Origin of the sequence: Ornithinibacillus gellani (assembly GCF_003730295.1) — a bacterium.
GTDB lineage: Bacteria > Bacillota > Bacilli > Bacillales > Amphibacillaceae > Ornithinibacillus_A > Ornithinibacillus_A gellani.
The window spans coordinates 1-14,081 of sequence record NZ_QTSZ01000011.1 but is presented as its reverse complement, the minus strand read 5'-3'; the positions used below and the strand labels follow the sequence as shown (position 1 = coordinate 14,081).

At 38.9% G+C, this 14,081-nt stretch carries 12 protein-coding genes and 1 other annotated feature; of the genes, 8 read left to right on the top strand and 4 right to left on the bottom strand.

Annotation, left to right across the window (positions count from 1 at the left end; all coding sequences use genetic code 11):
* The first annotated feature begins 1 nt into the window (after position 1).
* Both hemB and hemL read left to right on the top strand, forming a co-directional pair.
* Positions 2 to 985, top strand: coding sequence for a porphobilinogen synthase (hemB, locus tag DX933_RS02745; protein WP_123314955.1), 984 nt, complete (start codon positions 2 to 4; stop codon positions 983 to 985).
* A gap of 47 nt (positions 986 to 1,032) precedes the next feature.
* The gene (hemL, locus tag DX933_RS02740) at positions 1,033 to 2,325 is read left to right on the top strand and encodes a glutamate-1-semialdehyde 2,1-aminomutase (protein WP_190279386.1); all 1,293 of its coding nucleotides are present in this window, start codon (positions 1,033 to 1,035) and stop codon (positions 2,323 to 2,325) included.
* Positions 2,326 to 2,679: 354 nt separating this feature from the next.
* Here the strand turns inward: hemL and DX933_RS18700 are convergent, their stop codons facing one another.
* Entirely contained in the window at positions 2,680 to 2,811 is a 132-nt protein-coding gene (locus DX933_RS18700) for a hypothetical protein (RefSeq protein WP_263363166.1), read from the bottom strand.
* Between the two features lie 385 nt (positions 2,812 to 3,196).
* Between DX933_RS18700 and spoVID the strand changes: the two genes are divergently transcribed.
* Both spoVID and DX933_RS02730 read left to right on the top strand, forming a co-directional pair.
* A complete protein-coding gene (gene spoVID, locus DX933_RS02735) occupies positions 3,197 to 4,402 on the top strand; it encodes a stage VI sporulation protein D (protein ID WP_190279385.1) in 1,206 nt (401 codons plus the stop codon).
* 89 nt (positions 4,403 to 4,491) lie between these two features.
* Positions 4,492 to 5,496 (top strand): protein kinase family protein, encoded by a 1,005-nt coding sequence (locus tag DX933_RS02730; protein WP_123314952.1) that lies wholly within the window; start codon positions 4,492 to 4,494, stop codon positions 5,494 to 5,496.
* On the opposite strand, the gene DX933_RS02725 is transcribed toward DX933_RS02730, so the two are convergent.
* Complete coding sequence (locus DX933_RS02725) at positions 5,493 to 5,681, bottom strand: hypothetical protein (protein WP_123314951.1); 189 nt, start codon at positions 5,679 to 5,681, stop codon at positions 5,493 to 5,495. The two genes, DX933_RS02730 and DX933_RS02725, sit on opposite strands and share 4 nt — an antisense overlap.
* Before the next feature lie 134 nt (positions 5,682 to 5,815).
* Positions 5,816 to 6,055: a binding site (T-box leader), on the top strand.
* 98 nt (positions 6,056 to 6,153) lie between these two features.
* On the opposite strand from DX933_RS02725, the gene DX933_RS02720 reads away from it, so the two are divergent.
* Positions 6,154 to 8,802: a valine--tRNA ligase gene (locus DX933_RS02720; protein ID WP_223805855.1), complete on the top strand. Its 2,649-nt coding sequence runs from the start codon at positions 6,154 to 6,156 to the stop codon at positions 8,800 to 8,802.
* Positions 8,803 to 8,852: 50 nt separating this feature from the next.
* Here DX933_RS02720 and DX933_RS02715 read toward each other — a convergent pair whose 3' ends face one another.
* On the bottom strand, positions 8,853 to 9,710 hold the full coding sequence (locus DX933_RS02715) for an ATP-grasp domain-containing protein (protein WP_123314949.1): 858 nt from the start codon (positions 9,708 to 9,710) through the stop codon (positions 8,853 to 8,855).
* A complete protein-coding gene (locus DX933_RS02710) occupies positions 9,710 to 10,612 on the bottom strand; it encodes an ATP-grasp domain-containing protein (protein WP_123314997.1) in 903 nt (300 codons plus the stop codon). The genes DX933_RS02715 and DX933_RS02710 overlap by 1 nt, the downstream gene beginning before the upstream one ends.
* Positions 10,613 to 10,852: 240 nt before the next feature.
* On the opposite strand from DX933_RS02710, the gene DX933_RS02705 reads away from it, so the two are divergent.
* The 3 genes from DX933_RS02705 (at position 10,853) to radC (ending at position 13,972) form a co-directional block, all read left to right on the top strand.
* Entirely contained in the window at positions 10,853 to 12,214 is a 1,362-nt protein-coding gene (locus DX933_RS02705; RefSeq protein WP_145962258.1) for a bifunctional folylpolyglutamate synthase/dihydrofolate synthase, read from the top strand.
* A gap of 174 nt (positions 12,215 to 12,388) precedes the next feature.
* Positions 12,389 to 13,228, top strand: coding sequence for an SPOR domain-containing protein (locus DX933_RS02700; protein WP_123314947.1), 840 nt, complete (start codon positions 12,389 to 12,391; stop codon positions 13,226 to 13,228).
* A 174-nt stretch (positions 13,229 to 13,402) separates the two neighbouring features.
* Complete coding sequence (radC, locus tag DX933_RS02695; RefSeq protein ID WP_123314946.1) at positions 13,403 to 13,972, top strand: RadC family protein; 570 nt, start codon at positions 13,403 to 13,405, stop codon at positions 13,970 to 13,972.
* Positions 13,973 to 14,081: the final 109 nt, after the last annotated feature.

The following is a 14,081-nucleotide window of genomic DNA, read 5'->3' as shown; positions in this document are numbered from 1 at the left end:
TATGACTGACCAAACAAATTTTCAACGACATCGTAGATTACGTTCGTCAGCAACGATGCGTTCACTGGTACGTGAAACGCATCTGTCTTGTAATGATTTTATTTATCCACTATTTGTTGTAGCTGGAAAAGGAATAAAAAAAGAAGTGCCTTCCATGCCAGGTGTTTTTCAATTATCACTTGATCAGCTTGGGAGTGAATTAGCTGAATTAAAGCAACTTGGTATTGGAGCAGTCATGTACTTTGGTGTTCCGGAAGAGAAGGATGAATTGGGTAAAGGCGCGTATGCTGAGGATGGCATTGTACAACAAGCGATTCGATTCGCGAAAGCCGAAGCCCCTGAAATCTTAGCGGTTGCTGACACTTGTCTTTGTGAATACACATCCCATGGCCATTGCGGGGTCATCCATGGAGAAACGGTTGATAATGATGAATCATTAACATTATTGGCAAAAACTGCGGTGGCTCAAGCAGATGCAGGAGCAGACATTATTGCACCTTCAAATATGATGGATGGATTCGTGAGGGTCATCCGCCAAGCACTAGATGAAGCTGGGCATGAAAACATTCCGATCATGTCCTATGCTGTTAAATATGCCTCCTCTTTTTATGGACCATTCCGGGATGCAGCGGAAAGTACACCACAATTTGGTGATCGTAAAACCTATCAAATGGATAGCGCTAATCGATTAGAAGCGTTACGTGAAGCTGCATCAGATGTTGAAGAAGGAGCAGATTTTCTAATAGTCAAACCGGCTTTATCATATTTAGATATCGTGCGTGATGTGAGAAATAATTTTAATCTTCCAGTTGTTGCGTATAATGTAAGTGGTGAATATGCCATGGTGAAGGCGGCAGCGATGAATGGATGGATCGATGAGAAACAGCTTGTCTTAGAAAAATTAACTTCTATGAAACGAGCTGGTGCAGATTTAATCATTACGTATTTTGCAAAGGATGCAGTGCGCTGGTTACAAGAATCATAAGGAACAACGGTTAGCGGATTTTATCAAATGGGTATGAGGTGATGATGGTGAAAGATTTTACAAATTCGATTGATGCATATAAAGAAGCAGTTGATTTAATGCCTGGAGGGGTTAACTCGCCGGTACGCGCTTTTAAATCTGTTGGAATGAATCCAATTTTTATGGATCATGCGAAAGGTTCTAAAATCGTAGACATTGATGGGAATACCTATATTGACTATGTATTAAGCTGGGGTCCTTTACTGTTAGGGCATGCAGATGAACGTGTAGTGAAAGGCTTGGCAGAAGCCGCAGCGAAAGGTACAAGCTTTGGAGCTCCTACATTACTAGAAAATAAGCTAGCACAGCTTGTTATTGATCGGGTTCCATCCATTGAAATGGTACGAATGGTGAACTCCGGTACAGAAGCAACAATGAGTGTCCTTCGTTTAGCACGAGGCTATACAGGGAGAGATAAAATATTAAAGTTTGAAGGAAGCTATCATGGACATGGCGACTCTTTGTTAATTAAAGCTGGTTCTGGTGTAGCAACTTTAGGATTACCAGACAGTCCTGGTGTGCCAAGTGCAATTGCTCAAAATACAATTACTGTACCTTACAATGATATGGATAGTCTGCAAGCAGCATTTGAGAAATATGGCAATGAACTGGCTGCAGTTATTATGGAACCTGTTTGTGGAAATATGGGTGTGGTCCCTCCAGTGGATGATTTCCTTAAAAAAGTTAGAGCTATAACCGAAGAGCATGGTACATTACTCATTTTTGATGAAGTAATGACTGGTTTCCGGGTAGGCTATCATTGTGCTCAAGGACATTACGATGTGACCCCGGATTTAACGTGTTTAGGGAAAGTAATTGGTGGTGGATTACCAGTTGGTGCTTACGGTGGAAAACGGGAAATCATGGAGAATATTGCCCCAGCGGGTACCGTCTATCAAGCTGGAACGTTATCTGGAAATCCGTTAGCGATGACTGCTGGCTATGAAACCTTAAATGCAGTTGATAAAGATGCCTATGAAAGAATTAATCAGCAAGTGGATCGTCTGGAGGAAGCTTACCGAGAAGCAGCTGATAAATATAATGTACCATTGCAGATTAATCGAGCAGGTTCAATGGTTGGTGTATTTTTTACAGATGAACCGGTAATCAATTATGAAACGGCTAGGTCTTCAGATCTGGAGTTATTTGCTAAGTATTATCGCGGTATGATTGAAGAAGGTATATTCCTTCCACCATCACAGTTTGAAGGTCTATTTTTATCTACAGCTCATACGGATGAAGATATTGATCAAACAATTGAAGCAATATGGAATGTCTTTAAACATATAATGAATGACTAACGATAGGGGATTGGGACATAACTAGTCTCTCATCATGAAAAAACGGCCAAGTTTATCACGCAGAGATAAGCATGGCCGTTTGTTATTGTGAATTTGTTTAAAATTTGGTTACAGGCAGTATACTTTCTCATACCCGTTAATCAGGTAAATCCCAGTATATTTTCATCAGGAACACTAGCATAAGTTATGTAGTAGATACTTTTATCACAGATTAGCTGGCTGTCAGATCCCGCTTCAAGAATTTTTGTTGATAATAGGGGGCCGAAAACCTTCATTGATTGAAGTGTCACTTTATTTTATTTGCAATGCAGTGACAGTGTGGAAAAGTAAATCAGGTATGCATTGTTCAATTTCCTACTTCACTTTGACCTTAAAATCAAATAACTGTTGAGATTCCCACTCGTAAACGGGCAAGCTGGCAATCGCCAGTGGGATTCTTGAATGACTATGCGTTCGCAGTCCATTTCTGTTTTGAACAGCCTTCAAGATTGGGGCATCCCATTGCCCCTCCATATCCAGTGCATATAGCAGATATGGCTATACTACTATTACCATAGCATACAGTTTTTTTCATCCGACTATCGAACCTTATACGATATCTAGTTTTCAATGAACGAGATGTGTTTTAAAGACTTTTACTTGTCTATAAGCCAAGTATAGCATATTTTCAGATAATTAGGGTGGCAAAAATCATCCTTTGTCTGACCTCACTATCATCCCCATGTCTAAAGACGGTCTGCAACCTGCATGGGCTTTCTCGTTCGGAAAATCTGTAATCAGTTCAAGAAAGGAAGCATATCCTTACTGATAAATTCATATAGATAATCTAGAGATAGCATGCTTTATGATGGATGCAGAAAGGAGGATGAGCTTGGTTACAGAACCACCTGTCTATCGCTTTGATTTAAATGAAACCCTCTATTTTGAAAAAGAGCAGGAAGTCGCAGAGATGTTGGAGATTTCATTGGATCCGGAGATTTCCATTCAGACATTTAATGAATATATTTCTATTCGCGGTGTAGTTGAACTTCGGGGAGAATATGAAAAGAAGCCTTCGGAACCTGGTGAGATAGAAGCTTTGCTCAAATTAGATGACATCCATGCGAAACGTTACATGGAACAAGTGGATGAAAAAGAAGATGGATACATGACTTTTTCCCATCGTTTTCCAGTAGAAATATCCGTTCCCGCATATCGAGTTGCAAATTTAGATGAAGTGACTGTTTCAATCGCTGCTTTTGATTATGAATTACCTGATGGGGGAAAGCTTCAATTTCAATCTACTGTTGAAATTGAAGGCATAAATGATCAACCTTTAGAAACTGTGGAGCTTGAAAATGGCACAGAAATTGAAAGAGAACAGGCTTCTGATGATTCAGAAGAAGTGGAATATGCTTTTGAATTTGATCTGAAAAAAAGAGATTCCGAAGTAATAGAATTAGATTATTCCTTGCAAGCAGACGATGCTTCAACTGACCCCCGATTAAGAGAGGATTCAGTGGATATGGAAGAGGATGCTAATCAATTGAAAGGTCAAACAGAAGAAGTTTCTCATGATTCAGTTGACCGCTTGGATGAAAATTTGACTACAGATGAACAACAGCATACGAAGACATTGGCAGAGGAATCTTCATCTCAGGAATTAGATGATGCAGAAAAGGATCGCTGGAAGTGGAAAGAAAAATCCCAGAGCCTATCCGAATTTTTTAATAAAGAATCGGAAGGTGAAGAAGCAGCTTTAGAGGATAGTGAAAACGTATCTGAAGAATATGTAGTAGAAACAAGTCATACTGCTGTTGCTGAATTAGACGACATTTCTACAGGAACTTGGGAAGATGATGAGGAAAGTGGAGCAGCGGATTCAAGTATAAGATATTTGGATGGATTATTTGAACGTAATGAAGAAGCTTATACACGTGTTCGCCTATGTATCGTGCAGGAAAAAGATACTTTAGAAACCATTGCAGAACGATACCAGACATCTGCAATGCATCTCGTAAATCGCAATCGATTAAACGAAGATCATGTAGAACCTGGTCAATTATTATTTGTTCCAATTAGAAATAAAGATGAATAACAATTGGTTTTGTTTGTCCCATAAAATAGAGGTGCTCCTTGATAGTTACTATTCAAGGGGCTTCCTGTCTTGAAAGGGTGGTATCGTCCATGGAAAATATAATGGAAGCTGCGGCAGCATATCGAATCCACCCAACCCAAGTAGAAACAATTACGGAACGTGTCGCTAAAATAGAGTATCAAGGTAAACTTTATGCAATCAAAAAAGGTAATTTTAAAGAAGGAGGGGTCAATCTCTGGAAACATGTATATGATGTAGCAGCAGAACAACGTATATCAGCAATTCTTCCATTATATGTAACAGAACGTAAAAATCGTTTCATTGATAAGGATTCTGGTATGTATTATCTTAGCCCTTGGGTTGAAAGTCATAATGCTAAACATCGCCCACAAGAATTATTTATTGCATTAGGTGAATTACATGAAAAAACTGTAATTACAGAAACGATAGAATCCGAAGCATTTATTGGACCGTATATACGTTATCAACAAACCGTGGAACAATTATATCATCACTTATTGGCTTATATGGAACAATGTGAAACGTCTTGGTATATGTCTCCAAAAGAGTTACTTATTTGTACCCAATTTCATGATGTTGAAAAAGCCTGTCAACTACTAAAAAGACATTTGGACGCCTATGCTTTATCCATTAATGAAAATCAGACATGGAGATATGCATTATGTCATGGCAGGCTGGATCAATCACATGTTCTACAATCAGAACAATTATTTATCATCAATTGGGATCAAGCCCACTACAGCAATCCAATGGATGATTTGATCTATTATTTCAATCAACAAACAAAGCGCTTTACAGCCCCCATAGATGAATTACTTGAGGCATTGGATGAATATGCAGATATCTTTTCACTACTAGAAAGTGAGCTACATTATCTTTCTATTCATTTATTAAATCCACTACCGTATTTACAGACAATCCAAACTATTCGTGGTCAAGAGGATGCTACCTCCATGCTTGGTCAAGTAAAACAACTACAACAATTATTTAGACAAATGATGTTCGGCATGGAAGTATCCAAAAAAGCGGAGCAGCTGGCAATGCAAATATTTGAAGCAAATGAAGAAAGTTAAATCCATTCCAGATAAAAGGCAACAAAAATACCAACGACTAAACCCAAAAGAAAAACATCTAAGGTAGTTGGAAAGAATAGTGTCCGTAGTAATTGAAACACTAAAATGGGGAGCATTGCTTGTTCAATGACACAAATACAGTTCCTCACCCATGGTGGAAGTCGATAACGGTAATATCTAGCCATGACAAGTTTCCCTCCTATTATAAATATCTTCCTAACACTTTTTCTATATCCTATGAATGGACTAGGGTATATTGTGCAATACTTTATAAAAACGGAATTGCATTTTCTCGCATATTCGGTTAAAATATGGTCATATACATGCGATGAGTGGGAAGAGTACAAATAATGGCACTTGAAGCGAGGGGGTGATTGGTGAAAGATCCCTAGTTGTACATTATCTGGAAGGTCGCCCATGATGCAGCTTATTTGAACGGATGATGGAATCCTAATAGAATATAGCCGGTTCATACCGTTATCATGAATGAGTGTGCAGCTGTATTCATTGCTGCAAATCAAGGTGGTACCACGGAAATGTAAGTCTTTTCGTCCTTTTATATAGGATGGAAGGGCTTTTTTTATTTTATAAAATTTGTGGTAATGACAAATGCCTTTCAGTAACAAACCATGCTGTAAATTTAAAGGAGGAATGAAAGTGGCGGAACAACAGAAATCAAATACATTGCCATCCAAATATAATCCATTGGATGTGGAAAAGGGTCGCTACGATTTTTGGTTAAGTGGAAAATTTTTTGAAGCAGAAAATAATCCAGAAAAGGAGCCTTTTACAATTGTAATACCACCACCAAATGTAACTGGTAAATTGCATCTCGGTCACGCATGGGACACAACCATGCAAGATACAATTGCTCGAATGAAACGAATGCAAGGCTTTGATGTACTATGGTTGCCAGGAATGGATCACGCAGGAATTGCCACCCAAGCAGTGGTGGAGTCAAAGCTTCGTGAAAAAGGACAATCCCGATATGATCTCGGTCGGGAAAAGTTTTTGGAAACCGTTTGGGATTGGAAAGAGACTTATGCGAATACCATTCGTAATCAGTGGAGAAAGCTTGGTCTTGGTTTAGATTATTCCCGGGAACGTTTCACAATGGATGAAGGTCTTTCGAAAGCTGTACGTGAAGTATTCGTTAAGCTTTATGAAAAAGGATTCATTTACCGTGGGGAATATATTATTAATTGGGATCCGAAAACAAAGACAGCTTTATCTGATATTGAAGTTATCTATGAAGAAGTACAGGGCAAGTTTTATCATATGCGCTATCCAATTAAAGATAGCGATGAAACGATTGAAATTGCGACAACCCGACCAGAGACGATGCTTGGGGATACTGCTGTTGCTGTACACCCCAATGACGAAAGGTACAGCCACTTAATTGGTAAAACCGTTATCCTGCCAATTGTTGGGCGAGAAATCAAAATAGTTGCAGATGATTATGTAGATCGAGAGCTTGGTTCAGGTGCAGTTAAAATTACACCTGCACATGATCCCAATGATTTTGAAATTGGTAATCGTCATCAACTAAAGCGGGTACTCGTGATGAACGAGGACGGTACAATGAATGAAAATGCTGGCAAATACCAAGGATTAGATCGCTTTGAATGTCGAAAACAGATCGTTAAAGACCTGCAGGATATGGGAGTCTTATTTGAGATTGAAGAAAGACCTCACCAGGTAGGACACTCGGAAAGAAGTGGGGCTGTAGTAGAACCATATTTATCTACCCAATGGTTTGTTAAAATGCAGCCACTTGCTGATGCTGCAATTGAACTTCAAGACAGTAATCAAAAAGTGAATTTTGTTCCGGAACGATTTGAAAAAACGTATATGCACTGGTTGGAAAATATTCGTGATTGGTGTATTTCCAGACAGCTTTGGTGGGGGCATCGTATTCCAGCATGGTATCATAAGGAAACAAAGGAAGTATATGTTGGATTGGAGCCACCAGCTGATATTGACAATTGGGAACAGGATGAAGACGTACTAGATACATGGTTCTCCTCTGCATTATGGCCCTTCTCAACTATGGGCTGGCCAGATGAAGAAGCAGAAGATTTTAAACGTTATTATCCAACCGATGTTCTTGTTACCGGATATGATATTATCTTTTTCTGGGTTGCTCGTATGGTTTTCCAAGCAAAAGAGTTTACTGGTGAACGGCCATTTAAGGATGTGCTTTTGCATGGATTAATCCGTGATGCTGAAGGAAGAAAAATGAGTAAATCACTTGGCAACGGCGTTGATCCAATGGATGTAATAGATAAGTACGGTGCAGATGCTTTACGATATTTCTTACTAACTGGATCAACACCAGGCCAGGACTTACGTTTCCAGTGGGAAAAAGTAGAGTCTACCTGGAACTTTGCAAATAAAGTATGGAATGCGTCAAGATTTTCGTTGATGAATATGGAAGGTTTCAAATATGAGAATATCGACTTATCCGGAGAGCTTTCCTTAGCAGATAAATGGATTTTAACACGACTTAATGAAACCATTGAACATGTAACCAAAAATACCAATAAATACGAATTTGGGGAAGCAGGTCGCCATCTATATAATTTCATCTGGGATGATTTATGTGATTGGTATATAGAAATGGCAAAGCTGCCATTGTACGGTGATGACGAAGACAAAAAGAATACAACACGTTCTGTATTAGCATATGTCTTGGATCAAACGATGCGGATGCTGCATCCTTATATGCCATTTATTACTGAAGAAATTTGGCAACAGCTGCCACATCAAGGAGATTCTATATCTGTTGCAGCTTGGCCACAGCCTCGTGAGGAATTTCACGATGAAAAAGCAGCGACAGAAATGAGTCGATTAGTTGCGATGATCAAGGCGGTACGAAACATTCGAGCAGAAGTAGATACGCCAATGTCTAGACCAATTAATATGCTTGTTATGCCTAAAGATGCTGCCATTGTTCAAGAATTGGAAGAGGAACGTTCATATCTGGAACATTTCTGTAATCTGAATGCTTTAGAAATTGCTGAACAGGTAGATGTTCCGGAAAAAGCAATGTCAGCAGTTGTAACCGGGGCAGAGATTTTTCTTCCACTAGAAGGTTTGATTGACACAGAAAAGGAAAGAGAAAGATTACAAAAAGAGTTGGAAAAATGGACGAAAGAAGTAGAACGTGTACAGAAGAAACTTGCCAATGCTGGTTTTGTAAATAAAGCTCCAGAAGCGGTTGTTACTGCAGAAAGAAATAAAGAAGCGGATTATCTGGAGAAACAATCGAAAGTGCAGAAGAGACTTGAAGAACTAAATAAGTAAGATGATAAGCGGAATCCATTTGGTGGTTCCGCTTATTACTATTTATATTGTTATCTTTGATACGTATTCATGATATGACGAACATATTTTTTGACGATGTTTATATTAGTTACCGCGCTTAATGTTCGTGAACCTACAACATCTTCCATCTCATTGAATAATAATCCACCTTGCATATCAAATAGAAAATCAATACCAACCATGCCGAAATCAAATTGCTGAATAATTCGTTCCACTAGTTCTTTCTCGGCTTGGGAGAGATGGTATAACGCCGCTGTTCCACCTAATTTAAAATTAGCACGAAAATCTTTTTTGCTTTCCCTTAAAATTGCTCCGATTATTTCTTTACCAACGACATAAACCCGTAGATCTTTACCAAACTGTGCGCAGGCATCCTGAACAATTAGATCGTTGGACTGTATTTTCGGATATCGATTCAGCCAGTTTTGCTGATCTTCAATTAAAAACACCTGTTGACCTCCACGCCCGCCAGCCTCTTTGATAACGAAAGGAAAAGGAAAGGGAGCTTCGGACGATAGGTGTGTTTTTTTCATAAACAAAGTCGATACCATTGGAACCTGAAGTTGATTTACAGCTACATGTGTGCTTGCCTTGTGATTGCATATTCTAGAAATATACGAAGAATTATAGACCGCGACTCCACGATCCTCCAACATTTGATTCAACAATGGTTCAATGGTACGAACAATTGCAATGTCAGGTAGCTCTACTGTTTGCTGATTTAGTAAGATAGTTGGTGCTTGGTGAATGATACCCATCTGCATTTCTTCTCGAATGATGAGAGAAAGCTCTAAGTGTTGAGCAGCAGCCTCTTCAATAAACCATTGTATATAGGATGCATTTTCGATAGCATCCGCTTTACTATAAATAATCCATCCAGTTGTCATCAGCTTGTCCTTTCTAATGCAGAATTAATATATTCAATAATGGAATCAGCACAATTAATTCCTGTACAAACGAGCATACTTCGTATATGGGCATTCGAATTAATTTCACAAATAATTGGTCTGTCATCGTCCCCAAACAAAATATCAACACCCGCAAAGTCAGCTCCAATTGCCTTCGTACCGGCTATTGCAAGTGCAATTTCTTCTTCTGTAGGTTCATAGGGTTGTGTCGTACCTCCTGTGGTAACATTTGCTCGAAAATCTGTTTTAGATGTTCGCTTCATTGCAGCCGGCACCTGATCTCCTACTACCTGTAACCGTATATCCCTCCCATGGCTATTGGCAACATAAGCTTGGAATAAAAAAGGTTTGCCCCGTAATGCTGCAGTCTTGCTATGTAATTGTTCCTCGTTATGAATTAAGTAAACCTGTTCACCAAAAGAACCAAATGCCTCCTTGATAACGAGTGGAAAATGAAGTGTTTCTGCTACCCCGTATAGATAATGTGGCGGTACACTACCACCTGTATTAAATTCTTTTGGCGCAATAATTGTTTTGGGTATTGCTAAACCATGGGCTGCTAACATTTGATAGGTGGCAATTTTATCATCACTAATTGCGATAGCTTCCGCACCATTAAAAACACGAATTCCAAGTAATTCAAGTTGTTTAGCCAAATAAATATCTTTGTCTGTAAATATTACAAAATCAGGCAACTTTTGCTCTGGAATATCCAAAATACCTAACTCATATTGATCCATTAAACAGAGGCTGGCATTGTTTGGAATAAGGCTGGTTTCCAAGCAAGCTCGATAAGCTGCTTCTTGAAGCATTTCAGCAAAATCACGAAATTTATTTCCAGGCAGATTGCCATTATATATAATCCATCCAAATGGTTTCAATTTCATTCTTCCTCCTAAACTTTCTATTAAATTGATTATCGTTTACATTTGTATTTACCACCAATTAACTGGCTGTAAGCCCCTCCACATCGAGAATTTTTGTTGATAACAAGAATTCTTGATGTGGGGGATCAACAGCCGGTAAAGGCCTGATGGGTCAACTAACAATCCGTGGGGGAGTGCGAAAACCCCCACGGCTTGAAGTTTCACTATATCAATGAATCTGGGTGCAACATATTGTTGGAAACTGCTATACTATGTATATTATCAGATTATCGGAAAAGCGGTGCAGTTATGATTGTAAATTATCAGGAAGCATGTTCTTTTTTTGAGAACAGAAAAAATTATGGGATTAAACCAGGGTTAGAACGCATGGTGAAGCTTTTAGAATCACTAGGAAACCCACAGCATGAGCTACAAGCCGTACATGTTGCAGGAACAAATGGGAAAGGGTCAACGGTTGCCTTCATGCAGCATGCTTTACGAGCTAATGGTTATATAACTGGTCAGTTTACTTCCCCAAGTTTATCGGGTTTAACTGGACATATCCTTGTGAACGGGCAGGCAGTAACAGAGGATGTGTTTTTAGATTTACTGGAAAAGGTTATCCCGCATGTTATGACAATGGATAAACAAGACAATCACCCTACTGAATTTGAAATATTGACAGCTATGGCATTTTTACATTTTTCAAATTCTGTAGATATTGCTTTAGTAGAAGCAGGGATGGGTGGATTGGAGGATACAACCAATTGTATGCAGCCAATCTTATCTATCATTTCGAATGTTGCATTAGACCATACGGCTTTTTTAGGATCAAATGTTGCTGAAATTGCTCGTCATAAAGCAGGTATAATTAAAGAAAATGTTCCTGTGGTTTGGGGAGAAATGGATGATTCCGCGGCACAAATTATAAAAGAAACAACAGTGAAGCTGCACGCTGATTCTTATCATTTAGGTGAAGATTTTCTGTATACGCAAGTAGTCTCTACAAACGATGTTACTGCATTTACTTGGAATAATCAGACAGGTGATGCTTTAGACGTTATGATCAAGATGCCTGGGCTTCATCAGGTGAAAAATGCTGCTCTTGCACTTCAAGGGTTAAAGCTACTGGAGCAACTGGGCTACCGTAACGATTGGCAGCGAACACTTGAAGCCTTTAGAATAACAGCTTTACCGGGTCGATTTGAAAAGGTTCATAAAAAACCGCTCATCATTATCGATGGTGCGCATAACCCGGCTGGGATGTCAGCATTTTTAGCAGCGGTTGAACAAGGGTATCATGATAAGGAAAAACATCTTATCTTTGCTGGTTTTAGCGATAAAGATCTCAAACATATGTTGCAAGCGAGTCAGCCGTTTTTTCATTCCATTACTTTGACGACATTTGCACATGAGCGAGCAGCTTCTATTCAAGAACTCAGTCGTTTTATTGAAGGAAAAGGTATATTGAAAGACGCCGATTGGTTGAAGGTACTGCAGACTATATTAGCCAACCAGCATCGGTCTTCAGAAGCTGTATATTTTTTTGCCGGCTCCCTTCATTTTATAAAGCTTGTGAGGACAGCCATCGTGAATCAAACCAATAAAAGTATATGACGTATGACATGGCCGATTATCATGAAAGTTAATCGGTCTTTTTGTGTTTTCATGTTGATGAGTATGTTGAAAATGTAGAACCTTTACGAACGATAGGTGACAAGCTTCGTCTATTTTCTTCACTTGACTATGCTAGGGTTGAAAATAAATCTAGCAATGCGGGGAGGCAAATAGATGAAGAAAAAAGCAATGAAGGCGATTCAAGCAAAGCAATTAAAGCGAGAAAAAACTAGTATACCATTGAAGAAAGCTGCGGGTGATTTAGCATTTTCTAATGATACTAGCAGTCACAATGCTTTTCAAAAGAAACGGAAAGTGAAGTTGTTTCACCCTGTCGTTCTTTCTAGCATAGCTGCACTTTTAATAGGTACAGTACTTGGCTTAATGGTTATTCAATTTTTCATTGGTTCAGACAACACATATGATTTATGGGGTAGTCAATCAACTGTGCCAAAAGCTACTACAGGTGCAAGTCCATCTGCCACAGAACAACCGCAGACGATACAATTGGAAGCCATGCAAGCATATGTGTTACAAGCTGGTGTTTTTTCAGAAAAAGAAAATGCAGACCAAATTGCTGCCCAATTTCAAAAAGCAGGTGTTCATACGATGGTTTGGAATAGGGATGATCAGTATTACCTGTTTGCAGATGCTGCGGGGACATTAGAAGCAGCAAATAGCAAAGCTGAAAAATTAAAGGCCATGCAGCTTGACGTATATGTTAAAGAATGGATTGTACCTAGCAAAACGTTAGAGATTTCAACGGATTCCTATGAATGGGTTCGTGATTTTCAAGCACAATGGGAAGCGTCGCTAAGCACATTAGATCAAGACAAAAATGTAGCATCGGAAGGGTGGAAAAAATTAAAAGAAACGGGTAGCGCCCTTTCCTTAGCAGATTCTAAATGGCAGCAATTATTTGATCAGGTTGTACCAGATTGGCAGCAGTTTATTGGAAATGCCGCTACAATTCATTTGCTTGAGCTTTGGAAAACATATGAACATAATCTTTAGAAAGGATAGTTGAATTTAAAGAATGATTAAAATGTATGCGTAAAAATGGAAAAAAGCATGAGAGGAAAGTAATTTTTGTAGATGATTCGTACTGGTAAATTGCGAAAATGCTCATTTGTTATTTCATCTTTCATTGGATATGCTCTATGTAATGAATGGAAGGGATGTTGATGAATGATGCATGCTATTCGAATTAAAGATGTTCCAAAGGAGGACCGACCACGGGAACGGCTATTAAAGCTTGGTGCAAATCACTTATCCAACCAGGAATTACTCGCAATATTACTAGGAAGTGGAACGAGAACAGAATCAGTTATATCTTTAGCTAACCGTGTGTTGATGCATTTTGAAGGTTTAAATTTATTAAAGGATGCAACGATAGAGGAATTAACGGCAATAAAAGGAATTGGCAGGGCAAAAGGTGTTTTGATTTTATCTGCACTTGAGCTTGGGAAACGAATGAGTCAGTATAAAACAACAGATCGATATGTCGTTCGTTCCCCAAAGGATGGTGCAGATTTTGTTATGGAAGAGATGCGGCATCTGAATCAGGAACATTTTGTCGCATTATTCTTAAATACAAAAAATCAAATCATCCACCAGCAAACGATATTTATCGGCAGCCTCAACGCTTCCATTGTTCACCCGCGTGAGGTGTTTCGAGAAGCCGTAAAACGCTCGGCTGCTTCCATTATTGTTGCCCACAATCACCCCTCTGGTGATCCCTTAAACATAGTATCCTAAACTAGAGTACTCTAAGTACTCGAAGTTTAGGATTTTTTAATTACAGTGCTTTAACTATTAAATATATAAGGGTATTATTAATAGTAGTTAAAGTATTTAAAGGTGGTGG